The organism is Paenibacillus sp. ALE2 (assembly GCF_054113385.1).
This window is the reverse complement of record NZ_CM134213.1, coordinates 5,136,104-5,160,853: the sequence shown is the minus strand read 5'-3', so window position 1 is coordinate 5,160,853 and position 24,750 is coordinate 5,136,104. Positions and strand designations below refer to the sequence as shown.

Annotated in this window: 25 protein-coding genes; all 25 read left to right on the top strand. The window is 46.3% G+C overall.

All coding sequences use genetic code 11. From position 1 onward, the window contains the following. The first annotated feature begins 22 nt into the window (after nucleotides 1–22). The 25 genes from fliF (at nucleotide 23) to ACXHJ1_RS21975 (ending at nucleotide 24,688) form a co-directional block, all read left to right on the top strand. The gene (gene fliF, locus ACXHJ1_RS22095) at nucleotides 23–1,606 is read left to right on the top strand and encodes a flagellar basal-body MS-ring/collar protein FliF (RefSeq protein ID WP_016820948.1); all 1,584 of its coding nucleotides are present in this window, start codon (nucleotides 23–25) and stop codon (nucleotides 1,604–1,606) included. Nucleotides 1,607–1,680: 74 nt separating this feature from the next. Beyond that, nucleotides 1,681–2,634: a flagellar motor switch protein FliG gene (gene fliG / locus ACXHJ1_RS22090; protein ID WP_457906194.1), complete on the top strand. Its 954-nt coding sequence runs from the start codon at nucleotides 1,681–1,683 to the stop codon at nucleotides 2,632–2,634. After that, complete coding sequence (locus ACXHJ1_RS22085) at nucleotides 2,627–3,463, top strand: FliH/SctL family protein (protein WP_107734244.1); 837 nt, start codon at nucleotides 2,627–2,629, stop codon at nucleotides 3,461–3,463. Before fliG ends, ACXHJ1_RS22085 begins: the two co-directional genes overlap by 8 nt. Continuing rightward, nucleotides 3,450–4,769, top strand: a complete 1,320-nt coding sequence (gene fliI / locus ACXHJ1_RS22080; RefSeq protein ID WP_016820950.1) for a flagellar protein export ATPase FliI — start codon at nucleotides 3,450–3,452, stop codon at nucleotides 4,767–4,769. Before ACXHJ1_RS22085 ends, fliI begins: the two co-directional genes overlap by 14 nt. 10 nt (nucleotides 4,770–4,779) lie before the next feature. Then, nucleotides 4,780–5,223, top strand: a complete 444-nt coding sequence (fliJ, locus tag ACXHJ1_RS22075; protein ID WP_013370677.1) for a flagellar export protein FliJ — start codon at nucleotides 4,780–4,782, stop codon at nucleotides 5,221–5,223. Between the two features lie 47 nt (nucleotides 5,224–5,270). Next, nucleotides 5,271–6,272, top strand: coding sequence for a magnesium transporter MgtE N-terminal domain-containing protein (locus ACXHJ1_RS22070; RefSeq protein WP_107734243.1), 1,002 nt, complete (start codon nucleotides 5,271–5,273; stop codon nucleotides 6,270–6,272). Nucleotides 6,273–6,300: 28 nt separating this feature from the next. Next, nucleotides 6,301–7,755 carry a flagellar hook-length control protein FliK gene (locus tag ACXHJ1_RS22065; RefSeq protein WP_457905222.1) on the top strand — a complete coding sequence of 485 codons (1,455 nt, stop codon included), beginning with the start codon at nucleotides 6,301–6,303 and terminating at the stop codon, nucleotides 7,753–7,755. 19 nt (nucleotides 7,756–7,774) lie between these two features. Then, nucleotides 7,775–8,308: a flagellar hook capping FlgD N-terminal domain-containing protein gene (locus ACXHJ1_RS22060; protein ID WP_017427927.1), complete on the top strand. Its 534-nt coding sequence runs from the start codon at nucleotides 7,775–7,777 to the stop codon at nucleotides 8,306–8,308. Then, nucleotides 8,305–8,685, top strand: coding sequence for a TIGR02530 family flagellar biosynthesis protein (locus ACXHJ1_RS22055; protein ID WP_019686990.1), 381 nt, complete (start codon nucleotides 8,305–8,307; stop codon nucleotides 8,683–8,685). Before ACXHJ1_RS22060 ends, ACXHJ1_RS22055 begins: the two co-directional genes overlap by 4 nt. Nucleotides 8,686–8,778: 93 nt before the next feature. Beyond that, entirely contained in the window at nucleotides 8,779–9,588 is an 810-nt protein-coding gene (flgF, locus tag ACXHJ1_RS22050; protein WP_016820955.1) for a flagellar basal-body rod protein FlgF, read from the top strand. Nucleotides 9,589–9,648: 60 nt separating this feature from the next. Next, nucleotides 9,649–9,873, top strand: a complete 225-nt coding sequence (locus ACXHJ1_RS22045; protein WP_013370683.1) for a flagellar FlbD family protein — start codon at nucleotides 9,649–9,651, stop codon at nucleotides 9,871–9,873. Beyond that, complete coding sequence (locus tag ACXHJ1_RS22040; RefSeq protein ID WP_013370684.1) at nucleotides 9,870–10,343, top strand: flagellar basal body-associated FliL family protein; 474 nt, start codon at nucleotides 9,870–9,872, stop codon at nucleotides 10,341–10,343. The genes ACXHJ1_RS22045 and ACXHJ1_RS22040 overlap by 4 nt, the downstream gene beginning before the upstream one ends. Nucleotides 10,344–10,386: 43 nt before the next feature. Beyond that, a complete protein-coding gene (gene fliM, locus ACXHJ1_RS22035) occupies nucleotides 10,387–11,385 on the top strand; it encodes a flagellar motor switch protein FliM (RefSeq protein WP_016820956.1) in 999 nt (332 codons plus the stop codon). Next, nucleotides 11,375–12,688: a flagellar motor switch phosphatase FliY gene (fliY, locus tag ACXHJ1_RS22030; protein ID WP_457905221.1), complete on the top strand. Its 1,314-nt coding sequence runs from the start codon at nucleotides 11,375–11,377 to the stop codon at nucleotides 12,686–12,688. Before fliM ends, fliY begins: the two co-directional genes overlap by 11 nt. 29 nt (nucleotides 12,689–12,717) lie before the next feature. Beyond that, nucleotides 12,718–13,083, top strand: coding sequence for a response regulator (locus tag ACXHJ1_RS22025; RefSeq protein ID WP_013370687.1), 366 nt, complete (start codon nucleotides 12,718–12,720; stop codon nucleotides 13,081–13,083). A 12-nt stretch (nucleotides 13,084–13,095) separates the two neighbouring features. After that, entirely contained in the window at nucleotides 13,096–13,632 is a 537-nt protein-coding gene (locus ACXHJ1_RS22020) for a flagellar biosynthetic protein FliO (protein WP_107734241.1), read from the top strand. Then, nucleotides 13,629–14,384: a flagellar type III secretion system pore protein FliP gene (gene fliP / locus ACXHJ1_RS22015; protein ID WP_013309901.1), complete on the top strand. Its 756-nt coding sequence runs from the start codon at nucleotides 13,629–13,631 to the stop codon at nucleotides 14,382–14,384. The genes ACXHJ1_RS22020 and fliP overlap by 4 nt, the downstream gene beginning before the upstream one ends. Before the next feature lie 37 nt (nucleotides 14,385–14,421). Next, complete coding sequence (fliQ, locus tag ACXHJ1_RS22010) at nucleotides 14,422–14,691, top strand: flagellar biosynthesis protein FliQ (protein WP_007430038.1); 270 nt, start codon at nucleotides 14,422–14,424, stop codon at nucleotides 14,689–14,691. 10 nt (nucleotides 14,692–14,701) lie between these two features. Beyond that, nucleotides 14,702–15,487, top strand: a complete 786-nt coding sequence (fliR, locus tag ACXHJ1_RS22005; protein ID WP_029514992.1) for a flagellar biosynthetic protein FliR — start codon at nucleotides 14,702–14,704, stop codon at nucleotides 15,485–15,487. Then, on the top strand, nucleotides 15,487–16,599 hold the full coding sequence (flhB, locus tag ACXHJ1_RS22000) for a flagellar biosynthesis protein FlhB (RefSeq protein ID WP_019686992.1): 1,113 nt from the start codon (nucleotides 15,487–15,489) through the stop codon (nucleotides 16,597–16,599). Before fliR ends, flhB begins: the two co-directional genes overlap by 1 nt. Nucleotides 16,600–16,622: 23 nt before the next feature. Further along, nucleotides 16,623–18,656: a flagellar biosynthesis protein FlhA gene (gene flhA, locus ACXHJ1_RS21995; RefSeq protein WP_016820963.1), complete on the top strand. Its 2,034-nt coding sequence runs from the start codon at nucleotides 16,623–16,625 to the stop codon at nucleotides 18,654–18,656. Further along, entirely contained in the window at nucleotides 18,653–20,098 is a 1,446-nt protein-coding gene (gene flhF, locus ACXHJ1_RS21990; RefSeq protein WP_257126941.1) for a flagellar biosynthesis protein FlhF, read from the top strand. Before flhA ends, flhF begins: the two co-directional genes overlap by 4 nt. Then, a complete protein-coding gene (locus ACXHJ1_RS21985) occupies nucleotides 20,095–20,982 on the top strand; it encodes a MinD/ParA family protein (protein ID WP_044785607.1) in 888 nt (295 codons plus the stop codon). The genes flhF and ACXHJ1_RS21985 overlap by 4 nt, the downstream gene beginning before the upstream one ends. A 31-nt stretch (nucleotides 20,983–21,013) precedes the next feature. Then, nucleotides 21,014–22,558 carry a chemotaxis protein CheB gene (locus ACXHJ1_RS21980; protein WP_457905220.1) on the top strand — a complete coding sequence of 515 codons (1,545 nt, stop codon included), beginning with the start codon at nucleotides 21,014–21,016 and terminating at the stop codon, nucleotides 22,556–22,558. A 33-nt stretch (nucleotides 22,559–22,591) separates the two neighbouring features. Continuing rightward, on the top strand, nucleotides 22,592–24,688 hold the full coding sequence (locus ACXHJ1_RS21975; RefSeq protein WP_016820967.1) for a chemotaxis protein CheA: 2,097 nt from the start codon (nucleotides 22,592–22,594) through the stop codon (nucleotides 24,686–24,688). Nucleotides 24,689–24,750 lie beyond the last annotated feature (62 nt).

The following is a 24,750-nucleotide window of genomic DNA, read 5'->3' as shown; positions in this document are numbered from 1 at the left end:
AAGTTTCGGATGGGGTGACGGAGTGAACGAGAGAATCGCCCAATACCGGGATAGGATTTCCGGGTATTGGAATAATTTCAGCAAAAAACAGAAGATATTACTTGTTTCGACATTAGCATTCATCATTATCGCCATTGTAGTGCTAACGATGCAGTTTACCAAAACCGAATATGAAGTGGCCTTCCGGGATTTAAATGCAAATGATGCCGCTGGGGTCATTAAATATCTCGATTCTGCGGGTATACCGTATCAGCTTAATGCTGGTGGGACACAAATTTCAGTCCCAACCGCTAGTGCAGATAAGGCGAAGGTAGATGTTGGGTCCCAAGGGCTGATACAGAAGGGGTCAATCGGCATGAGCGCCTTTGACCAGTCCTCCTCGGCCATTGGCATGACGGAGAACGAGTTCAATGTGAAGTACAATAACGCATTGAACGGCGAAGTACAGCAACTGTTGGAACGGATGGACGGTGTCCAAAGCTCCAAAGCTGTCATTAATATGCCAAAGGAAAACATCTTTGCCGGACTTGAAGAAAAGGACAAAGCCTCTGCTTCGGTTCAAATGGAATTCGAACCTGGTTTTACTCCCAATCAACAAGCGATCGACGGATATTTTAACCTGGTAAAAACGGCTGTACCGAATTTGCCAGTAGAAAACATTACGATCACCAATAAGGAGTATGAGTTAATTCCAACGGCCAAGGGCGGCCAAGGCGGACTCACGAGTGGTGTTCAGGAAAACATGGCTCTACAGAAGAAGTTTGAGAGCGATGTAAGGAATAATGTCCAACAATTTTTGTCGAAAATTGTTGGAGACGACAAGGTAAACGTGCTGGTTATGTCCCAGCTAAATTTCGACAAAGTAACATCAAAGGAACAAATGGTCACACCTGTTGACCAAACGAAAATGAAGGGTATTGAAATCAGTGCCCAACAAATTCAGGAAAGTTATACGGGCAGTAGTGGACAGACTGGAGGAGTTGCAGGGACAGGAACGCAGGATGTCCCGGGTTACCCTGGAGGAGCCAATTCCGGCAATACCAGTTCGGATAAGAGCTCAAGTACGATTAACTACGAAGTTAACCGAATTGCAAGGGATATTATCCAAAGCCCGTACACTGTAAAAGATTTAACCATTAATGTAGCAGTTGAACCACCAACAGGTCAGCAAACGTTGGATACTGCAACTCAGACAGCAATTCAAAACATTTTGGTTAATATTGTAAGAGCGTCGCTTGCGAATTCCGGTACTACTTTTACAGACGCTGATTTGGCTAAAAAGGTTTCAGTGTTCTCGCAAGCTGCTCCGGCGCCTACGAGTACCAATACATTCTTCTCAGCTTCCAACCCGTGGATGTGGGGCATCGGAGCTGCAGTTCTGGCACTGTTGGCGGGTGTAATCTTCTTCATCGTACGCAGTCGTCGTAATCAGGAAGAAGAGTTGGATGAAGAATTGCAACTCATGCCAACGCCGACGGAATTCCCGTCCATTACGATGGAAAGTGTGACAAATGAAAGTCAAGTGCGTAAACAGCTTGAAAGTCTGGCGAAAAAGAAACCCGACGAATTCGTCAATCTGCTTCGTACATGGCTGGCTGACGAATAGAGGTGAGTTCATTGGCAAAGGCAAGCAGTCAAGGTTTAACGGGAAGACAGAAAGCAGCTATTCTTTTGATCACAATGGGGCCAGAAGTATCTGCTCAAATATTCAAGCATTTGCGTGATGAAGAGATCGAGCAACTTACATTGGAAATTGCCAATGTACGGAAGGTCGATGCCATTGAAAAGGACTCCATTATGGCCGAGTTTCATCAAATTTGCCTGGCTCAGGAGTACATTTCCCAAGGCGGTATTAATTACGCCAAAGAAATATTGGAAAAAGCGCTCGGATCACAAAAAGCTGTTGAGGTCATTAACCGTTTGACAGCGACATTACAGGTGAGACCTTTCGATTTTGCTCGTAAGGCGGATCCGAACCAGATATTGAATTTTATACAAAATGAGAATCCGCAAACCATTGCTCTCGTGCTTTCATACTTGCAGTTCGAGCAAGCGGCGGCAATTCTATCGTCCCTGCCACAGGAAAAGCAGGCAGAAGTGGCCCGGCGTGTTGCTGTCATGGACAGTACATCTCCAGAAGTCATCTCTCAAGTGGAGAGAGTATTGGAGCAAAAGCTCTCGGCAACTGCGACGCAGGATTACACGAATGCAGGCGGTATCGAGTCTATCGTTCAGATTTTGAATGGCGTAGACCGCGGAACCGAGCGTACAATTCTCGACTCGCTTGAAATTCAAGACCCTGAACTGGCTGAGGAAATCAAGAAAAGAATGTTTGTTTTCGAGGATATCGTCAATGTGGACAACCGGTCCATTCAACGCATTATCCGCGATATCGACAATGCAGACTTGCAATTGGCGCTTAAAGTGTCCAGTGAAGAAGTACGCGATGTGATTTTCCGAAATATGTCGAAACGTATGGCAGAAACCTTCAAAGAGGAAATGGAGTACATGGGACCGGTGCGGCTGCGTGATGTGGAAGAAGCACAAACACGTATCGTATCAACGATCCGCAGATTGGAAGAGGCCGGTGAGATTATAATCGCACGCGGCGGAGGAGATGACATCATTGTCTAACTTGATTAAATCTTTCCAATATGTGCCTGTAGAGGCTTTGAAAACGATTGATGTGGCACATACGTACGTGTCAGAAACGACGGATGAAGAAATCACAACCGAATATACGGAGCCGGAGCCTCAGCGAGATTATGAGGCAGAACGGCTCCGAGATGAAATGCTGAATGATGCTAAGGACTTTGCCGAACGTCAGGTGCGCGAGGCGGCTGAAGAAGCGGAACGAATGCTTCAGGAAGCACAGCAGCAGATTGAAGATTGGTGGCAGGAACGACGCGAACATGACGATCAGTTGATTCAGTCGATAAAAGCAGATGGATTTCAGCAAGGATATGAAGAAGGCCAGAAGCTGGCCGAGGCTGAGCTTCAGACGAAATCGGAGCAGATGATGGAAGAAGCACAAGATATTCTGCGTCAGGCCTATGAGATTAAGGAACAACTGATTCAGGAAGCCGAGCCTTTTCTGGTTGAACTGAGTAATGCGATTGCCGAGAAGGTGATTGAAAAACAGCTTAGTCTTGAACCGGAATATACGATTGAGTTAATTCGCAAAAATTTGGCTCGTAAGCGAGAAAAAGGAATCATTACATTGTGTGTGTCGCCTCAGCATTTCGCATTTGTGCAAGGTGCGCGGGAAGAATTGTCATTAACTGTCGATTCGCAGGCAGAACTGCAAATTATTCCTGATGGTACCGTAAGGGATCGCGGTTGCGTCATTCGTTCTTCCTTTGGAAGTGTGGACGCCCGGATCGATACGCAATTAGCTGAGATTAAAAAGGAACTACTGCGTCTGGCACATGAAAATGAGGAGCGAAGACATGAAGGGGCTTAATGCGCAGCGCTACATGGATCATTTGCGACAGCTGGACCCAGTTCGGGTGAATGGCAAGGTTACACAGGTTATCGGCTTGATGGTTGAATCGGAAGGTCCAGACGCTAGTATCGGGGATGTTTGTTATATTTATCCGGGCAAAGCGGCAAAGCCATTGCAGGCAGAGGTTGTTGGCTTCAGAGACAATAAAGTGCTTCTGATGCCACTTGGAGAACTACAATCCATTGGTCCTGGTTGTGATGTCGTAGGAACAGGGAAGCCGCTGAACGTGCAGGTTGGATCGGAGCTGTTAGGCAAGGTGCTGGATGGTTTGGGTCAGCCTTTGGACGGATCACTGATTCCCTCGCGAATGGCGAGATATTCAACCTTCAATATACCGTCCAATCCGCTGAATCGTCCGCGTGTGCAGGAACCCATTAGTATCGGAGTACGTGCAATTGACGGGTTGCTTACGATTGGTAAAGGACAACGGGTTGGTATTTTTGCGGGTTCGGGTGTAGGTAAGAGTACTTTGATGGGGATGATTGCCCGTAATACGGAAGCAGATGTGAACGTAATTGCCCTGATCGGAGAACGTGGACGCGAGGTGCTGGACTTTATTGAACGGGATTTGGGCCCAGAGGGACTAGAACGCTCTGTAGTCATTGTGGCAACTTCCGACCAACCTGCGTTGATCCGCATTAAGGGTGCACTTATTGCAACGACGATAGCGGAGTATTTTCGGGATCGCGGGTTGAATGTCATGCTAATGATGGATTCAGTTACCCGGTATGCGATGGCCCAGCGTGAAGTCGGTCTAGCAGTAGGGGAACCACCAGCAATGAGAGGATACACTCCATCTGTGTTCGCTAGTCTGCCTAAGCTGCTGGAACGCGCAGGGACAGGACCTACTGGCTCTATAACCGCCTTTTATACGGTGTTGGTTGATGGTGACGACATGAACGAGCCCATCGCGGATGCGGTGCGTGGGATATTGGATGGACACATTGTCTTGAATCGCGGGATTGCGAACAAAGGACATTTTCCTGCAATTGATGTGTTAGCAAGTATTAGCCGGGTCATGAAGGACATTGCACCACGAGATCAGATAGATGCTGCCGAAAACATTAAGCGCTTGATGGCCATTTACAAAGATTCAGAGGACCTGATTAACATTGGGGCTTATCAACAGGGTTCGAATGCAGAAATTGACGAATCTATGGAGCGCATACGGGATATATGGGATTTTACAAGACAAAGAACGGATGAAAAGGCTGAACTGGACGAAGTACGAGAACGTTTGATTTCTGAATTTACGAGGAGATGAAGGTTGAACGATGAGATTTCAGTATTCCTTTCAAAAAGTTGTAGACTTGAAAACGAACGAAAAGTCACAGGCCGAATGGCTGCTTTCCAGTGCTGTTGGACAATTGCAGGTTGAGGAGCAGACATTAACACAGCTTATAGGCGAAAGGAATCGGGTCATATCCGCCATTCAAAAGGCTGCCGAAGATTGCGCGCCACTCTCTAGCATTCAGGAATTACAAGCTTATGTCAATCATCTGGACCAATGTATTACACGCAAGCATAGGGATGTTCAATATGCGCAGCAAAATGTGCAAAGCAAACAAACCGTTTTGACCGATAAAATGCTGGATGAACAAGTTTGGCTGAAAGCGAGAGAGAAGGCCAACGTGAAATTCCAACAGGAAATGCTCCTGCGCGAGCAGAATGAGCTGGATGAAATGGCTTCCGTGCGATTTGCCATGAAAGCCCGGTAAGCGGAACGTCATAGGATACGCATATCAGCTGCCTGAGGAGGAAGACGATGGCACAGAAGTTAGCAGAAAATGAACTGGATATGGATTTAGGGAAGGAATCAGGCGGGGGATTTGAACGGTTTATGTTTTTCCTGATTCCGATTGTCTTCACAATTGTTCTGGTCGGGGTCTTGCTCACACTGTTCAATATGGACTTCAGAAGCGAAATGATCTCATTAGGGAACAAAATACCAATTGTTAAAAATTGGATTCCTGAACCGAAGGATAAGGCAACCCAGACAAAAGAGGCAGATCAGAAGGCACAGTCTGAAAGCTCTGAAGCAACCATTCAGCAGTTAAAAGCGGATTTAGCCAAGCAGACGGAAGAACTCAAAAAGGCTACGGCTGCTAAAACGACACAAGATAAAAAGGTTACTGAACTTCAAAATCAGGTCAATACACTGCAAACGCAACAGGAACAACAGTCGCAGACGGGTCAACAGGGACAGGTTGGGCAGCAGGGACAAGCAGGTACGCAAACTACAGACGGAACATCAAATGAAGATCCTTATGTAAAACAGACCAGAGAACTTGCCAGCATGTATGAAGGAATGACGGCAAGTAAAGCTGCACCGATTATGGAGAATCTGACTACGGAAGAGACCGTGCAGCTGTTAAGTTATATGGACCCTGCCAACAGTGCGAAGATTTTGCAAAAGATGGACGCTAAAAAAGCAGCGGATATTACGATGGCTCTGAAAAACGTAACGCCATCTACGGATTTATCGGTAGCGGCGTTGCAGTCCCGTTTGAAAAAGGATCAGGGTAGTACAGCTGGAACGACGAGTAAAAGTCTGCAAAGTACTCAAATCAGCAGCACATTTGCTTCCATGGACAAGAAAAGTGGTGCCGAACTTATTTTACAAACTTACAAAATCAGTCCAGATAAGGCATTAAACATATTAAATACAGTAGATGATTCGACACGTGCTTCTTTACTGCAAAATATGTCTGCGAAGGATGCAGGTCAGACCGCGAAAATTTTGAATAAGCTGATGGGCAGTAAGTAATTTAAAATTGAAGGGAGGTGAAAAATATATGACCCTTATTTCTCAAAGTGTATCTCTTAGCTCTAGCCCAACAGCTAGCAGTACGACAGCGTCAGCAACAAGTACAACCACGGCTGCTGGAGCAACCACGGGTGCCTTTAATCAAACACTAACGCAAATGATGACAGGCGGGCAAACAGGCTCGGCTGGAACAGATGCGAATGGTTCTCCATTAGTTATGGTACTACCGCTTATTGCAAACGGAGAATCTGCGGAAGCTCCAACCGAGCCGCTTGTTGAAACATTGGCTCCTTTGCTGCAAAATCTCGAAAAGTTGGATGATCAGGTAGTTGCCGATCCTGCGCTGCTTGCAGCTTTACAATCATGGATTCAGCAAGTACAACAGTTTTTGCAAGGCAATGGAACCAATCAACAGGCAGACGGCGGGGAAACGGCAGAGGCTACAGGCTTAACAGCCTTGGCAGCTAATCCGGCAACTCTTCGGTTTGCATTACAGGACGCTTTGTCACAACTTGCCAATGTAGCAGAGCAGGCTTCGGGCGACCAAAAGGCTAAGGTGACACAGTTACTACAATCGCTTCAAAGCGCAACAGCTGGGACTGGAGCTATTTCCGATGAACAGTGGAATGGAGTATTGAAAGCTGTGGAACTTGCTGATAGTGGAGATTCACAAGTGGTTCAGCCTTCTGCACAACGGGCAAACGGTGCTCAGACATTAACTGCAGCATCTACAAACAAACAGGTTACTCCTCAGCAGCAAGCAAGTCAGGGTGAAACTAGCCAGCAAGGCTCAGAAGGACAACGTTCATCAACGAATCTTCTCGTTCAGTCCGCAGTTAAAACGACTGTAACGGATGAAGCGGGTACATTCGTAGATGCAGCTGAGCAAGCGGATCCGTCGGCAACTGATAATCAGACTCCGGTGATCACGACTGCGGGGCAGCTTTCGGTACAAACGCAGGGAACAACACCTTCGGCTCCGGCTCAACCAGTCGTACATGTACGACAATTTGCCAAGGAGATGACTGAGTTTGTAGTGCAGAAACTTGATATTGTAAAGCACACTGGTTTGACAGAAGCGACCATCATGCTTCGTCCAGATCATCTGGGCCAGCTGGAGGTTAAGCTGACGATGCAAAACGGCCATCTGGTTGCCCAGTTTATGACTGAGCATAGCGGGGCGAAGGATCTGCTGGAACAGCAAATGTCTCAGTTGCGTACGAGTCTTCAGAGTCAAGGTATTCAAGTGGATAAAGTAGAAGTAACGCACAATGAGTCGCTATCCTCCCATATGTATCAGGATGGACGCGGTTCTGGAGCTAATCAGCAGCAGCAATCTAACCAACGTTCTAAAGCTCGAGGTAGAGAAGAGAGCGAGGATGCTTTGAAAGTAGCTGAAATGACAGAAGAGCTTCGTAACTGGACAGCAGAACATCGCGCAGATGACATGAATCGGACAGGCTCCTTTACAGCACAAGCGTAATGATGGAGGTGAGAACACAATGACGACTACAGACAACAATGTATCCACCAGTAACGTCTGGCCGAATTACAATGTGAATAATGTCAAAACAGCAAGCGCCAAGGATACTAAGACGATGGGTAAAGATCAATTTTTAAAGATATTGATCACTCAGCTACAAAATCAGGATCCAATGCAGCCTTTGGAGGATAAAGAATTTGTCGCTCAAATGGCACAGTTTTCCTCGGTGGAACAACTGATGAACATATCTACGCAGTTGACTGCATTGGGACAGTCTTTGGGTACAGCTTCTGGTTTGATAGGAAAAGAAGTTAGCTGGATTGAGCCGGGTAAAAAGGATTCCATTACAGGTGAAGCAGGCGCAGGTACAGTGAAAAGTGGAATCGTAGATTCCATCGTTATTCGCGACGGTGTGCAGTATGCCAAAATGGGAGCGGCTGAGGTGGCATTAAAAGATGTAACATCAGTAAGCCAGGCTAACACAACGGCTCCTGTTACTGATACGTCAGATACTACATCTTCTTCCTCTACTGGAAGCGGTGAGAACTCATGAATGACAGGATAACGGTCGGACGCCTTTTTCCTACCAACGTTCCTCCGGCAGCGATTTCTCAAAACCGAGTAAATTCGGTAATTAAGGACACCAAGCCGTTTGGTCAGGTGTTGCAGGAACAGGTGCTCAAGCTCAGCAACCATGCAGCCAAGCGACTGGAGCAGCGAGGAATAGAGTTGAGAAGTGACCAAATGGCGAAAATCAACTCTGCTGTGGATAAGGCTGCTGCCAAGGGCGCTAAAGAATCTTTGATTTTAATGCAAGATATGGCTTTGATTGTTAGTGTGCCTAATCGAACAGTTGTTACTGCGATGGACAAGCAGTCCATGGAGGATAACGTATTTACGCAGATAGATAGTGCTGTAATTATTTCATAAAAAGTGGCTGGCCCGAATAGGAAAGCCATGAAAAAGCCGCGGATCGACTGATGCGGCCAACTAAGCAACCAATCAGAGGAGGATTTATACTCAATGTTGAGATCAATGTATTCAGGTGTATCGGGCATGAAGGGCTTTCAAACAAAGCTGGACGTTATCGGTAACAACATTGCAAACGTAAATACTACAGGCTTCAAGTCCAGCCGAGTGATGTTCAAGGATATTTTGAGCCAAACCAGCTCGGGCGCAAGTGCACCTGATGCTACGACAACTGCAGGTCAAAATGCCAAGCAGGTAGGTTTGGGGGTCTCGGTTAGCTCAATTGATACACTGCATCTTCCAGGTAGTGCGATGACCACGAATAACCCAACGGATTTGCGGATTAATGGTGACGGATTTTTCCTGGTCAAAATGAATGATGCACAGGAAGTTCCCTATCTGACTCGTGCGGGTGATTTCCACATAGATGCAAACCGGAATCTGGTGACTTCCGATGGATTTTTTGTGGGAAATTTGGATGGAGATCCAATCACACTTGAAGACAATGTTACGGCAGTCTCTATCTCACAGGATGGCACGATTGTACAGCAATTAGATGATGGTACAGTGAATAATGGCACGCAAATTGGTATAGCCAGAGTTACTAACCCGGAAGGTTTGGAGAAAATTGGAGGCAGCCTGTATCGTACAACGGTCAACTCCAACATTGATGAACTTGAGCCTGGAGCAGCCAACTCAGAGGGGCGTGGAGCTATCATCGCGGGTCAGCTGGAAATGTCCAACGTTGACCTGACAGGCGAATTTACCGAAATGATCGTAGCTCAGCGTGGATTCCAAGCGAACTCACGTATCATTACGACTTCGGATGAAGTGCTTCAGGAAGTTGTAAACTTGAAACGATAATCTCATTTAAACGCGGAGGAGTAGAGGCTCCTCCGCACCTATCAGGAGGTTGGTGTTACGATGATCCCGTTAACGCGGCTGAACGGCTCGCCTATGTGGCTTAATGCGCTGCTCATTGAGACTGTGGAGGAAACACCGGATACATACGTCACTTTGGTGACGGGGAAACGGTTGATTGTATTGGAAAAAGCGGCAGATGTCGTCTCCTTGATCAAGAGTTACAGCCGTGAAATCGGCATGCATGCCGCCACGATAAAAGTGCAACAAATGGAGGAAGACGAATGAAGAAGATGCTGCCATGGCTCATTACAATTTTACTCGCGATTACTTTGATTGCAGGCGCGGCCTTTGTACTTATACCAGCGCTTAGCGGGAAGAAGTCGGAAGTCATACCGAATGCGCAAGCCGCTCAAGCAGAACAACTTCCAAGATTGTCAGCAGATGAATTGGTGGAAGTAAGCTCTGAAATTACCGGTATCAAAACGAATTTGGCAGACGCAGATTACATTGTGCAGATGAATCTTGCTTTTCAATTGAATGATGCCAAAGCAAAAGAAGCTTTTGAAAAAATTAAGGACATCAGTATTAAGCCCATCGTTATTCAATTACTTGCAGACACCAAACCTGATGAGCTCAGAACGGCTAAAGGCCGGGATCAGTTCAGTGACAAGCTGACGGATCTCATCAACAAGTCGCTCCCTGAAGGTCACCTGGGGAACGCCAAAATTACAGACTTTTTGCTGGCAGCCATTTGATTCCAGGTGATCTTGTCAGGAACACGTAAGGGGGTGAATAACATTGGTGGATGTACTGTCACAAGGGGAAATTGATGCCCTTTTAGCAGCTCTCTCGTCCGGTGAAATGGATGCGGAAGAACTCAAAAAGGAAGAAACCCAAAAGAAAGTTCGCGCTTATGATTTCAAGAGAGCGCTTAGGTTTTCCAAGGACCATATACGAAGTCTGACGCGGATACACGAGAACTTTGCCCGGTATCTGACCACTTATTTTTCAGCACAGCTTCGTACTTTTGTCCAAATTAATGTCGTTCAGGTGGAGCAGCTTCCATATGATGAATTCATTCGCTCCATTCCGAAAATGACCATTCTAAACATTTTTGAAGCTGAACCACTGGAAGGCCGAATGGTGCTTGAGGTTCACCCGAACGTAGCTTATGCCATGCTGGACAGGCTTCTCGGAGGAACAGGTTCGGCACCAACTAAGGTTACCGCATTGACCGAAATCGAGACGACGATCATGGAGCGAATTTTCAGCCGTACCTTTGATAGCCTGCAAGAGGCTTGGAAAACGGTACTGGACATTGAACCACGTCTAGAGGCTATGGAAACAAATCCGCAGTTCATGCAGATTGTTTCGCCGAATGAGACGATTGCTCTGATTTCGCTTAGCACCAAAATTGGTGATACCACAGGGATGATTAACCTCTGTATCCCGCACGTGGTATTGGAACCTATTATGGCCAGACTGTCCACGCACCAGTGGTTTACATCCGAAAAGAAATCAAGGGCGCCTGAAGAGATAGACGCCTTGAGATTACGGGTCACCAAAGCAGAGCTTCCTATTATTGCGGAGTTGGGTGAATCCCGGATAAATGTAGCTGAGTTTTTGGGCCTTTCGGTAGGGGATGTCATTTCATTGAACAAGCCAGTCAAAGAAGGACTATCCATCCGGGTAGGCGAGAGATTGAAGTTTATGGGAAGTCCCGGCATGGTAAGAGATCGTGTTGCCGTACAAATTGATGAAATTGTCAACGAAGGAGTTGAAGAAATTGACGAGTAAAGACTATTTGTCCCAGGAGGAAATTGATGCCTTGCTGAAACAGTCTGAAGCGGGGACGGATTCTACTCCCGCAGGCAAGACCGTTGACGATTTTCTGACTTCCCTGGAGCAAGATGCTCTCGGGGAAATCGGTAATATAACGTTCGGCAGCGCAGCTACGGCTCTTTCCACACTGCTCGGTCAAAAGGTGGATATTACGACACCTAAAGTTTCAATTATTACACGTTCTGAATTTGAAACTGCATTTCCAAAGCCGCACGTAGCCGTACATGTAAATTATGTCGATGGATTTGAAGGCATTAACTCGCTCGTAATTAAAAAGCGTGATGCGCAGGTTATAGCGGATTTAATGCTTGGTGGTGGAGGAAATCCGGCAGATGAAGAATTGAATGAAATTCACATCAGTGCTGTGCAGGAAGCGATGAACCAGATGATGGGATCGTCTGCGACCTCTATGTCTACCATGTTTAATCGTTTTGTTAATATCTCTCCACCAGGGATTGATATTTTGGATCCTCTGCACGGTGATGGAGTATCCAGCCTGCCAGATGAAGAGACGCTGATTACAGTATCCTTCCGGTTATTGATTGGAGATCTGATTGACTCTACACTGATGCAACTGTTACCTGTTAATTTCGCCAAAAAGATGGTGAGCATCTTAATGAATGGCGGAGAGGATGACGAGCAACCGCAAGCGTCCGCACAGCAGGCAGCTGCAACAGCTGCTCCCGAAGCGCCGACACAAGCTAGCACTCCGCAACCGCCGTCTGCACCAGCCTACCAACAGCCGCCTGCAGCCGCGCAGGTGCCGCAAGATGCAGGCTATGGGCAACAACCGCCGATGTATCCTCAAGACCCGGGATATGGGCAGCAGGGCGCTCCAGGGTATGGAACGCCGGGTTATGGAATGCCAGCAGGTGTACCGCCGCAAGTGCCTTATGGAACGCCTCATCATTACGGAGCCGTACCGTCAGGGCGCAATGTAAATGTGCAGCCTGTACAATTTTCTAACTTGCAGTCCGGTGGATTTCCGCAAGTGGATGAAAACAATTTAAATTTATTGATGGACATTCCCCTTAGAGTCACCGTAGAATTAGGAAGGACCCAAAAGCAAATTAAAGATATTCTGGAGCTCTCACAAGGTTCAATTATTGAACTGGACAAGCTTGCCGGGGAGCCGGTGGACATTATGGTTAACAACAAACTGATTGCCAAGGGCGAGGTTGTCGTAATCGACGAGAACTTTGGCGTGCGTGTAACGGATATTGTAAGCCAATGGGACCGAATTCAAAAATTACAATAAAAGCATAATTTAGGGAGGATTTATTTCAGATGGCAAACCGTATTTTGATCGTGGACGATGCTGCATTTATGAGAATGATGATTCGGGACATCCTGTCCAAAAATGGATTTGAAGTAGTAGGAGAGGCCCAGGATGGATCACAGGCCATTGAAAAATTCAAGGAGCTTCGTCCGGACCTGATTACGATGGATATCACGATGCCTGAGATGGACGGCATTGCCGCTCTGAAGGAAATCAAACAAATTGACCCGAATGCAAAGGTTATCATGTGTTCCGCGATGGGGCAGCAAGCTATGGTAATTGATGCCATTCAAGCTGGTGCAAAAGATTTTATCGTTAAGCCATTCCAATCGGATCGGGTTATCGAAGCCATCAACAAAACACTGGGTGTGTAAGGCGCATCCAGTATGGATACACAACAGGGTGCCTCTGACGCTTTGAGTACATCCAGCAATATAGGAAACATTGCTTGGGTCCTTTTCGTGCTAATCTTTATCATCGTACTGATCGTGTACTTGATACGGTTTTTGAGTAAAAGAAATCAGAGCTGGTTCAGCAACCGCTCCGTTCGCATACTGGGAGGCGTGGGGCTTGGCCCCAATAAATCCCTTCAGCTTGTTGAAGTTGGTAGCAGTGTGTACCTCATTGGTGTGGGAGAAGATATCCGGCTTATTGACAAAGTATCCGATCCTGAAGAAGTGGAGCAAATTTTGGCCGCACTGGAGCAGGAAGCTTCTCTGCAGCGCGGCCCGATTGCCCCGCTATTCGCTAAAATTGCGGATAAGCTTCGCCGGAACAACGCGGCACAGCAGCAGCAGTCTGAAGAGGAGACGTCTTTTCATGAGATGTTTGAATCCAAGCTCCGGCAGATGCCGAATCGCAAGGATAAACTTGAAAAGCTGCGCAATGAGGAGAATACTACAGATCGGTCGGGAGATTCATGAGAAAAAAGATTATACTAGCATGTTTGCTGCTTGTCTTATTCAGCTTCATTTCGGTGACGGCGGCCTCTGCGGAACCGATTCCGAACATTGATATTCAAGTCGGCAATTCGGACAAAGGACAGCCCGGTGCCACCTCGCTGTCTATTATTTTACTTATTACTGTCATTAGTGTAGCGCCCGCGTTGCTTGTACTTATGACAAGTTTTACGCGTATCGTGATTGTACTTGGCTTTGTGCGAACTTCACTGGGAACTCAGCAGATGCCGCCCAATCAGGTGCTTGTCGGACTGGCCTTGTTTCTCACTTTATTTATTATGGCACCGACCTTCTCCGCTATGAACGAAACTGCGCTTCAGCCGTATCTCAAGGGGGATATAACACAGTCTCAGGCACTGGATAAGGCATCGGTACCCATTAAGACCTTTATGTTCTCTCATACACGTGAGAAGGATCTACTGCTCTTTATGAAATACACCAAGATGGAAAAACCAAAGAATTATCAAGATATTCCACTAACGGTGATGGTTCCGGCTTATGCAATCAGTGAGTTGAAAACGGCATTTCAGATGGGCTTTATGATTTTCATACCCTTTTTAGTTATAGACATTGTAGTGTCCAGTACACTCATGGCTATGGGGATGATGATGCTACCACCAGTAATGATCTCGCTTCCTTTTAAAATACTGCTCTTCGTACTTGTAGATGGTTGGTATTTGGTCGTCAAATCATTACTTCTGAGTTTTAATACATGAATACTTTCTGCAAGGACAGCAATCAAGGAGGACGGCAATGACTTCGGAGTTTATTATTTCCCTGGCTGGGCAAGCGGTGTACATTGTACTCAAGGTGAGTGCTCCGATGCTGATTTTGGGGCTAGTCGTGGGTTTGATCATTAGTATTTTTCAAGCGACAACTCAAATTCAGGAGCAGACACTGGCCTTTGTTCCGAAGATTGTCGCCGTATTGCTGGCATTGCTTTTGTTCGGGCCCTGGATATTGACCACATTAGTGGACTTTACGTATAACATTCTGGACAATCTGTACAAATATATAGGTTAGGCTGAAAGTGATGAACATATTGTTGCAGAGTTTTCCTGTTTTTTTGCTGATTTTTTGTCGGATTACCTCGTTTTTTGTAGTAGCGCCTATTTTTTCAACCCGAGGGGTACCTAATATCTTTAAGGTCGGAATTTCAGGATTTCTAGCTTTGGTCGTGTATCTTACATATGGTACGCATCAACAGGTGCCGACCGATGTAGCATATGTGCTGTTAGTAGGGCGTGAGGTGCTGATTGGGTTGTTGCTGGGATTTACTGCATATTTGTTCATGACAGCGATCCAAACTGCAGGTTCATTTATAGACCTACAGGTGGGATTCGGAATGGCCAGTGTATTTGATCCCATGACAGGGGCTTCAACGCCTCTTACGGGTAATTTCAAGTTCGCCATAGCTGTATTGTTCTTTTTGAGCATAAACGGGCACCATCATCTGCTAAACGCTATTTTATACAGTTATGATTGGGTACCGCTGACAAATGATTTTTTTATAAAGCTGTATGGTGGCAGTGTAACTGAATTCCTGGTACGTTCTTTTGCGGAATCGTTTATGCTGGCCTTTCAAATTGCTGCTCCCATTGTAGTAGCTACCTTTTTAACGGATGTGGGACTCGGTTTTTTAGCTAAAACAGCACCGCAATTTAATATTTTTGTCATTGGCGTGCCGCTAAAAATAATTGTGGGATTGTTCATGTTACTGCTTCTTATGCCAGGTTTTGCTTTTATATTCGAAAGATTGTTTTCTGTGATGTTCGAATCCATGCGCAACTTGTTGGATGTTATGGGTAATCGTCCTTAATGTCTGGTCTGGAGGAACGTAGTTTGTCATTTAAATATGCTATGAACCTGCAGTTGTTCTCAGGGGAAAAAACGGAAAAAGCTACACCCAAGAAGAAACAGGATGCAAGACAAAAAGGGCAGGTTGCCAAGAGCATGGAGTTGCCCGCTGCTGGTGTCCTGCTAGTTACGTTTTTTTGCCTCATGATTTTCGGCGGGTATTTTAAGGATCATGCGGTCCGCTTGTTTCGGGATATTTTTGTGAATCGGCTGTCTATGGAAGTAACACCGAATACAACGCTACTGATGATGGGTGAGTATGGTGTGCAAATCTTGATTATGCTGGCTCCTATTTTTGTGGGTGCCATTGTCATCGGGATCGCAGCGAATTACATGCAGATCGGTTTTTTATTAACCGGAGAGGGCATTACACCCAAGTTTAGCAAGATTGACCCGATTAAAGGATTCAAAAATATTTTTTCCATGAGGTCATTAGTTGAATTCCTGAAATCTGTTTTAAAAATGACCGTAATTGGTTATCTGGTGTACAGCGTACTTTGGAAAACAAAGGCTGACCTACCCAAACTGGCTGAGATGTCCGGCGACCAGATGTTGAGTTTTACGGCTTCATTAACAATGGAACTGGGACTCAAAATTGGTGTGGTGCTGTTCATTTTAGCAATATTGGATTATATGTATCAACGTTATGAGCATGAGAAAAATCTGAAAATGTCCAAACAGGACATCAAAGATGAGTACAAGAAAATGGAGGGTGACCCGCTGATCAAAGGGAAAATTCGCGAGCGGCAGCGCCGTATGGCTATGCAGCGCATGATGCAGGAGGTTCCTAATGCAGATGTCATCATCACCAACCCTACGCACTTTGCTGTGGCTTTGAAATATGACGGTTCGGAGATGGAGGCGCCGCAGATTATTGCGAAAGGACAAGATTATGTCGCGCTCCGAATTAAGGAAATTGCCAAGCAAAACGGCGTTATAACGATGGAAAACAAGCCGCTGGCGCGGGCGCTGTTTCAAAGAGCCGAAATCGGGGATGCGATACCAGCTGATCTTTTTCAGGCCGTTGCTGAAGTGCTGGCGTATGTATATAAATTAAAAGGTAAAGTGAAATAAAGGGATCGGAGGCCAAGAGACCCGTGAAAATAAAAGAAATAACCGTCCTTGCAGGCGTCATCGGTATCGTTCTTATGATGATTCTCCCGATCCCTTCATGGCTGCTGGATATTCTGCTCGTCATTAATATTTCTATTGCTTTGATGATTCTACTTGTTTCAATGAACACGAAGGAAGCTTTACAGTTCTCTATCTTTCCTTCATTGCTGCTCATTACAACGTTGTTTCGTTTGGCGCTCAACATTTCTACGACCAAACTTATTTTAGGTGAGGGTCATGCCGGCGAAGTAGTTGCTACGTTTGGTAGCTGGATTGCAGGCGGCCAAATTGCCGTCGGCTTTGTTGTCTTCCTCATTCTTGTGGTCGTACAGTTCATTGTTATTACCAAAGGATCGGAGCGGGTAGCAGAGGTGGGCGCCCGGTTTACATTGGATGCGATGCCAGGTAAACAAATGAGTATTGATGCTGATTTGAATGCAGGTCTAATTAATGAGCAGCAAGCCCGTGAACGACGCAGTAAAATCGAACGGGAAGCGGATTTTTACGGAGCTATGGATGGTGCGAGTAAATTCGTTAAAGGCGATGCGATCGCCAGTATTATCATTTTGATCATTAACCTGGTGGGCGGCTTTATTATCGGTATGGCCGTTCAGGGAAAAGGATTTCAAGAAGCGCTGTCAACGTATTCTGTTCTCACGATCGGTGATGGATTGGTCAGCCAGATTCCCGCGCTGCTCATATCCACGGCTTCAGGCTTGATTGTTACGCGGGCTACGTCGGATGGCAACTTGGCAGAAGATTTAACCGGACAGCTCTTTTCATATCCAAAATTGATCTACATAGTGGCTGCCACCATTGCATTATTGGGCCTTTTCACACCTATTCATATTATTACAACTCTTCCACTTGCGATTCTATTGTTTTTTGCAGCCCGAAGAATGCAGGGCAATATGGAACGCAAGCAAATTGCTGATGAACAGCTGGAGGAGGAGCAACAAATCGAAGAGGTGCGTAGTCCGGAAAGTGTCATTAATTTGCTTCAAGTAGATCCGATTGAATTTGAGTTTGGGTACGGGTTGATTCCGTTGGCGGATACACAGCAAGGCGGTGATCTACTGGATCGGATTATTATGATTCGCCGTCAATGCGCCTTGGAGCTGGGGTTGGTTGTACCGGTTATTCGTATTCGGGATAACATTCAGCTCAAGCCTAACGAATATGTAATTAAAATTAAAGGCAATACAGTAGGCGGTGGAGAACTGTTGTTGAATCATTATCTGGCTATGAGTCCGGGATACGACGACGACTCCATTACAGGGATTGAAACGACAGAACCGGCCTTCGGATTGCCTGCGCTCTGGATTGACGAGAACACGAAGGATGTTGCTGAACTGTCAGGTTATACAGTGGTTGATCCACCTTCAGTTGTAGCTACTCATCTAACAGAGACGATCAAGAAGCATGCCCATGAGTTGCTTGGCAGACAGGAAACACGTTCGCTGGTTGACAATCTCAAGGAGAATTATCCAGTGCTGGTGGACGACCTTATTCCTTCTGTGCTTGCGATTGGGGACGTACAAAAAGTGCTGGCCAAGCTGTTGAAAGAAAAAATCTCTATTCGCGATATGGTGACTATATTCGAGACGCTGGCTGACTATGGTACTTATACAAAAGATCCAGACGTGCTGACTGAATATGTTCGTCAAGCGTTATCACGTCAGATTACGCAGCAATTTGCACAGCAGGGAGAAACGTTGCGTGTTATTACCGTGGGACCAGGATTGGAGAAGAAAATTGCTGAGAGCGTGCAGCAGTCGGAGCAAGGTAGCTATTTGGCTCTTGATCCGGTGTCAACGCAAACGGTGTATCAAAGGATGATGGAGCAAATCAACCGTCTTATTCAATCGGGACAGCAGCCTATTGTGTTAACGTCACCGACAATACGTATGTATTTGCGGCAAGTGATGGAGCGGACGATGCAGGATGTCCCGGTGCTGTCGTACAGTGAGCTGGAGCCGAACGTTGAAATTCAAAGTGTCGGGGTGGTGAACTTATGAGAGTGAAACGATATCTAGTGGATACCATGCCAGAAGCCATGCTGCAAATCAGGGGTGACTTAGGAACAGATGCCGTCATTTTAAGTACCAAGGAAGTGAAGGTCGGCGGTTTTATGGGGATGTTCAGTAAAAAGAAAATTGAAGTGGTTGCTGCAGTTGAGGAGCAGCAACCTCAAAAGCCTCGGCGGACTGAACGCTCGTCACACCAGCTTGCCCGGGCTGCTTCGCCTCTAATGAACACCCCTGAGAAGCTGGAAAAACCATCAGTACCTGTAGTCCCCAGACAAGCAGCTCCAGAAGCTTATCGGCGGGTTACACAACAGATAACCGGTAGTTCCAAAGAAGAACAAGCTGATTTAACGGTTAATACAGAACAAGTTGCATCAGCAACGGAGCATTTGTCGCCAAGGTCTGCTAATAACCTAGAGACTCTATCTCAGGCATTTGATCAAGAAGTATTGCTTTCGAACCTGAAATCATCCAGTGAGCTGCATAAACGGCCAATCGAAGCAAGTGTTCCAGACAAGAGTGGAGCTGAGGAAAATCAGGCATTGCTTAATGAATTGCGGGAAATGAAAGCGATGATGACTCGATTCTCCAGAAACTCTTCAATGGAAAGTACTTGGCCTGAGGCGCTACATGAGATCTGTGAGCATGTGTTGGAACAGGAAGTGGAACGTGATTTACTGGAATACTGGATCGAACAGGTACATGTGCGTCGAAGTGAGCACCCTTTTGCGCCTGAAACTTTTGATTGGGAACAAGCCTTTCGTGAGGAAGTGACCAGTTTTATACAGACAAGACTGGATAAAGGGATCTCCCAAGATACCAAAATTGTGTATGTTGCAGGACCTACCGGAGTAGGAAAAACGACAACCATTGCGAAGTTGGCAGCGGAACAGTTGTTCAAACATCATCGCAAAGTTGGATTTATTACTTCTGACACGTACCGGATTTCAGCCGTCGAGCAACTGCGTACATATGCTACGATTTTGAATGTACCGCTTGAAGTTGTGCAATCTCCCGGTGACGTCCAAAGGGCTATTCAACGTCTGGAGCATTGTGACTTGATCCTCATGGATACTGCAGGGCGAAATTATCGTAATGAACTGCTTGTATCAGAACTGCAAAGTCTGCTCTCACCTATTAATGAAAGTGAGACGTATCTGGTACTCAGCCTGACATCCAAAAGCAGGGATATGCTCAATATAACTGGACATTTCAGTAAGTTTGGTCTTGGGAAGGTTGTATTTACCAAGATGGATGAGACGGGCAGTTGTGGCGGAATGTTCAATCTTTTGCACCAGTTTCCGATGCAGTTGGCCTATATTACGAATGGACAAAATGTTCCTGACGACCTGCTTCATCCCGATGCAGAAATGGTGACAAATATGCTGCTTGGAGCCAAAGTATCGTCAGGAGTTAACGGAGATTCCATATGAGTGATCAAGCCCAGTCACTTAGACAAATGGCTTCATCCTTGGATAAGTATCGATTACCCCCACGTAATCGTCACGCAAAAATTATAACGATCACCAGTGGTAAAGGCGGGGTGGGCAAATCCAATTTTACGCTGAACTTTGCATTGGCCCTGCAATCTCTTGGTCGAAAGGTACTTGTGTTTGATGCTGACATCGGTATGGCTAATATTGATGTGTTGATGGGGGCCCATTCACAATACAATCTTCTTCACTTGTTAAAACGTGAAAGATCAATTGATGAGATTATTCAAACGGGTATAGGTGGTTTGCCTTATATTGCTGGAGGCTCAGGCTTAAGCGAACTGTTTGCGTTATCAGATGAGAATCTGAATTATTTTGCCGAAGAAGTAGAAAAAATGGCAGCAGACATGGATTATATTCTTTTTGATACAGGTGCAGGTTTATCCAAAGAAAATCTTAAATTCATCACTTCAGCTGACGAATGTATGGTAGTAACCACCCCAGAACCGACGTCTTTAACAGATGCGTATGCACTAATTAAAGTCGTCAACGGGTTGCAGAAAGATACGGTATTCAAAATTATAGTCAATCGTGCCGATAACGATAATGAGGCCCGTCAAGTTGCCGATAAGATCGCACTTGTTGCGAAACGCTTTTTGGAGATCGAAATCCCGCTGCTTGGACATATCAGTGATGATACTCATGTCATGCAGGCAGTCAAAAGACAAGTACCTTTTATGGTTGCTTTTCCGGGATGCGCGGCTTCAAAAGATGTACTGAATCTGGCACACCGTTTTGCAGCAATGCCACAGGTTCCACAACCAGGTGCATTGAGTGGAATCAAAGGATTTATGCAAAAATGGTTGCGGCGTTCTATGCATTGATTTTTGATGAGAGGAAACAGGGGTGTTTAACATGTGTGCTTACCGGGTGCTGGTTGTAGATGATTCGGCCTTTATGCGCAAAATTATTACAGATCTTATTGTAAGGGATGAGTCGTTCAACATCGTAGGTACAGCCGCCAATGGCAGAGAGGCTGTAGAGAAAGTGAAAGAATTGCAGCCTGATTTGGTCACCATGGATGTCGAAATGCCTGAAATGAATGGTCTTGAAGCGTTGCCACTGATTATGGCAGCCCATCCGCTACCTGTCATTATGTTGTCAGGCATTAATGAACAAGGCATGAAGGAGACCATCATGGCTCTGGAGGCAGGAGCTTTCGATTTTATAAGAAAGCCTTCCATTGCTCATGCGCAAGATATTGAGCAGGTGAGCAAGGCGTTGCTCGAACAGATGCATACTGCTATGCAAGCAGTACGCAGCCGCTTGGAGCGCAAGGAAGCGAATGAGCGCAAAGCTGCAATGGAACAAGCGAAAAAAACGCCAATGGAAAAGCCACTTGGACAGGCTGCGGCTGAGAAACGAGCTGGAAGTCAAGCTTCGGCAGACAAGCCTCCTGTTGTTCCGCTTGCTCCTCCACCTGCTGCATCGGCTCAACCCAAGAAAGATGCTGGGAAGTCCGTCCCAACAGCTGCCAAGCAGGAAACTAAAAAGCAGCAGTCTGGAACATCTGCTACAGGTGGCCGCATAGACAAGTCAGCTGTTCAGCCAAGGAAACCAGTGCAAGCACCTCATGTGCAGAAAAAAGAAGACTTGTCCGTGAGTACGGGAATAACGTCGGGACAGCTGAAGAGCTCTGATCCGGCTGCTGGCAAATCAATACAGAGTAAGGATAAAGCAGGGCTAGTCAAGCCAGAGTCACGGAAGACGGTAACTTCATCAGCTTCTTCCGCTCCTGCGGCTGCAACGCCTCCAGTAACAGCACCTACAAGTCCAGCTGCACCACAGGGATTGTCACTTAAAAAAGGTGTGCATACGTCCAGCTTTCGAAAACTGGTGGCGGTCGGATGTTCTACTGGCGGACCACGGGCTCTTAAGACCCTGTTGGAGCGCATTCCTGGGGATTTTCCAGCTCCAATCGTTATCGTTCAGCATATGCCACCAAACTTTACTCGTTCGCTAGCACAACGTTTGAACACGTTGAGTCCACTACGCGTTGTGGAGGCTGAGCAGGGGATGACGCTAGAGACGGGAACAGCCTACATCGCACCAGGGGGATATCAGCTAAGAATTGTGCCTGGAGCCGGTGGTAAATACACGGTGTCACTGAAGATGGAGGAGGCTCGCAATGGTCACCGTCCTTCTGTAGATACGATGTTCGAATCGCTGCTCTCTTTAACCGCGCTGGAAAGACATCTAGTATTGCTTACTGGAATGGGTAGCGACGGGGCTAAAATGATGAAAAAGCTTTATGACGCTGGGGTTCAATCCACATTTGCTGAAAATGAGGAGACTTGTGTAGTGTACGGAATGCCCCGCTCAGCAGTTGAATTAAAATGTGTGCGCCACCTTCTGCCAATGCAGGAGATCGCCCCCAAGCTTGTACAAGTTGTGAAATAATCGGAGTGTAACTCATGGAGGAGGTGTCTCACAATGGACATGAACCAATATTTAAACATGTTTATTGATGAGTCGAATGATCATCTGCAATCTCTTAACGAAAATATGCTTCAACTGGAAAGCAACCCAACCGATCTAGGCATCGTTCAGGTGATTTTCCGTTCTGCCCATACCCTCAAAGGAATGGCTGCTACGATGGGGTTTGAAGACCTGGCATCGCTCACTCACCAAATGGAAAACGTTCTTGATCTGGTACGTAACAACAAGCTGGCGATGCATGAATTTATATTCGATACCTTATTTAAAGGTTTGGATGCCCTGGAATCCATGGTGCAGCACATTACAGAGGGAGGCGATGGAAAAGCGGATGTCTCCTCTATTGTATCTTCATTGCAATCTATCGTGAGCGGGGATTTCCTAAAGTCCGGCTCAAATGCTGCCACTGAAGAGTCTCCTTCTACAAAAGCAGGCACTAACGATAGTGCTGGATTGGTTTTGGACCAATTCCAGTATTCTGTACTGGAGCAATCGATTTCTGAAGGGCATCGTGTTCACTATATACAGGTAACAATCAGTTCAGAGAGCCAGCTGAAGGCGGCACGTGCCTTTATGGTATTCAACACACTGGAAAACTCTGGTGAAATCGTCAAGGCCTATCCGTCCGTACAGGATATCGAGCAGGAAAAATTCGAACAAAGCTTCTCGTTATATTACATAACGCAGAAAGAAGTTGGGGAGCTGGAAAAGGAAATCACGGGTATCTCTGAAATTGACACGGTCTCAGTGGTACAACTGGATCAGGAATCGCTTAAACAAATGAGCGAAGTTACTGCTGGACTCGCTGAGACAGCGGCGGTACAGGAAGCAGCTGTTGCCGTGCAGCCACCCGCTCCATCTCAGCCGCAGTCTCCAGCTGCGGCCTCTGTTGCCAAGCCAGCTGCAGGTAAAGCGCCAGCAGCCAAGGCGGCTGCTCCTACGCACAACCGTACGATTCGCGTAGATATTGAACGTCTGGATGTACTTATGAATTTATTCAGCGAGTTGCTCATTGACCGTGTGCGCTTAGAACAGTTAGCCAGTGAGGCTTCCAATCCAGCACTGACGGAAACAGTTGAGCATATGAGTCGTGTGAGCAGTGATTTGCAAAATGTTGTTCTCAAATTGCGGATGGTACCTGTAGATACTGTTTTCAACCGTTTCCCGCGTATGGTTCGCGATCTGGCCAAGTCGCTGGATAAAAAACTGGAATTGGTTATTACTGGAGCTGAGACTGAAATGGATCGGACGGTTATCGACGAGATTGGTGATCCTCTGGTGCATTTGCTACGTAATTCCGTGGATCATGGCATCGAGTCGGTAGCCGACCGGATTGCAGCTGGTAAACCAGAAACTGGAACCGTTCAACTGCGTGCTTTTCATAGCGGTAATAACGTATTTATCGAGATTGAGGATGATGGGAACGGGATTAACCGTGAAAAGGTACTAAACAGTGCTATTTCCAAAGGGATTTTGACAGCAGAACAAGCAGCTTCCATGACCGACGAGGAAGCTTATCAAGTATTGTTTGCTCCGGGCTTTAGTACAGCTGCAGTCATTTCAGACGTATCAGGACGCGGTGTCGGTCTGGATGTTGTTAAATCTAAAATTACCGCTTTGGGTGGTAATGTTACGGTTCACTCCACATTGGGCCAGGGCACTAATTTCTCTGTACAATTACCGTTGACTCTATCCATTATTGCAGCCATGATGATACAGATCGGTTCTGAAAAATATGCGATTCCTTTGTCTTCCATTGTGGAAACTGCGATCGTCAAGCGTAAGCAAATCCGTTCTGTGCATGGCAATAAGATGATTGCTTTCCGCGATTCTCATATCCCGCTTATCTCCTTGAGTCAGCTGTTTGAGGTACCGGACTTCAACGAAGATGAAGAAGAAGAGACAGAGGTCGTGGTCATCCGTAAGGGAGACCGTCTGGCAGCTCTTTCCGTACAGGACTTTTTGGGACAAAGTGAAATCGTCCTTAAAAATCTGGGCAAGTATCTTCCAAACATCCAAGGAATTTCAGGTGCCACGATTCTGGGTGACGGTCAGGTTGCTTTGATCATTGACCCGAATGTTTTCATTAAATAATGTCTTCATTAAAAATGAAAGAAATATGAGATTGCGGACATCAATAAGGAGGGTTTTTAAAC

Excerpts from the sequence above, each read along its gene's own strand:
- ACXHJ1_RS22070 (WP_107734243.1), top strand. The coding sequence starts at position 5,271 with ATGGCACAGAAGTTAGCAGAAAATGAACTGGATATGGATTTAGGGAAG.
- ACXHJ1_RS21975 (WP_016820967.1), top strand. The coding sequence starts at position 22,592 with ATGGACATGAACCAATATTTAAACATGTTTATTGATGAGTCGAATGAT.
- flhF (WP_257126941.1), top strand. The coding sequence starts at position 18,653 with ATGAGAGTGAAACGATATCTAGTGGATACCATGCCAGAAGCCATGCTG.
- fliJ (WP_013370677.1), top strand. The coding sequence starts at position 4,780 with ATGAGATTTCAGTATTCCTTTCAAAAAGTTGTAGACTTGAAAACGAAC.
- ACXHJ1_RS22020 (WP_107734241.1), top strand. The coding sequence starts at position 13,096 with ATGGATACACAACAGGGTGCCTCTGACGCTTTGAGTACATCCAGCAAT.
- fliG (WP_457906194.1), top strand. The coding sequence starts at position 1,681 with ATGGGGCCAGAAGTATCTGCTCAAATATTCAAGCATTTGCGTGATGAA.
- fliI (WP_016820950.1), top strand. The coding sequence starts at position 3,450 with ATGAAGGGGCTTAATGCGCAGCGCTACATGGATCATTTGCGACAGCTG.
- ACXHJ1_RS22060 (WP_017427927.1), top strand. The coding sequence starts at position 7,775 with ATGACGACTACAGACAACAATGTATCCACCAGTAACGTCTGGCCGAAT.
- flhB (WP_019686992.1), top strand. The coding sequence starts at position 15,487 with ATGTCTGGTCTGGAGGAACGTAGTTTGTCATTTAAATATGCTATGAAC.
- fliP (WP_013309901.1), top strand. The coding sequence starts at position 13,629 with ATGAGAAAAAAGATTATACTAGCATGTTTGCTGCTTGTCTTATTCAGC.
- ACXHJ1_RS22065 (WP_457905222.1), top strand. The coding sequence starts at position 6,301 with ATGACCCTTATTTCTCAAAGTGTATCTCTTAGCTCTAGCCCAACAGCT.
- ACXHJ1_RS21980 (WP_457905220.1), top strand. The coding sequence starts at position 21,014 with ATGTGTGCTTACCGGGTGCTGGTTGTAGATGATTCGGCCTTTATGCGC.
- fliQ (WP_007430038.1), top strand. The coding sequence starts at position 14,422 with ATGACTTCGGAGTTTATTATTTCCCTGGCTGGGCAAGCGGTGTACATT.
- ACXHJ1_RS21985 (WP_044785607.1), top strand. The coding sequence starts at position 20,095 with ATGAGTGATCAAGCCCAGTCACTTAGACAAATGGCTTCATCCTTGGAT.
- ACXHJ1_RS22040 (WP_013370684.1), top strand. The coding sequence starts at position 9,870 with ATGAAGAAGATGCTGCCATGGCTCATTACAATTTTACTCGCGATTACT.
- flgF (WP_016820955.1), top strand. The coding sequence starts at position 8,779 with ATGTTGAGATCAATGTATTCAGGTGTATCGGGCATGAAGGGCTTTCAA.
- ACXHJ1_RS22025 (WP_013370687.1), top strand. The coding sequence starts at position 12,718 with ATGGCAAACCGTATTTTGATCGTGGACGATGCTGCATTTATGAGAATG.
- ACXHJ1_RS22045 (WP_013370683.1), top strand. The coding sequence starts at position 9,649 with ATGATCCCGTTAACGCGGCTGAACGGCTCGCCTATGTGGCTTAATGCG.
- fliR (WP_029514992.1), top strand. The coding sequence starts at position 14,702 with ATGAACATATTGTTGCAGAGTTTTCCTGTTTTTTTGCTGATTTTTTGT.
- ACXHJ1_RS22055 (WP_019686990.1), top strand. The coding sequence starts at position 8,305 with ATGAATGACAGGATAACGGTCGGACGCCTTTTTCCTACCAACGTTCCT.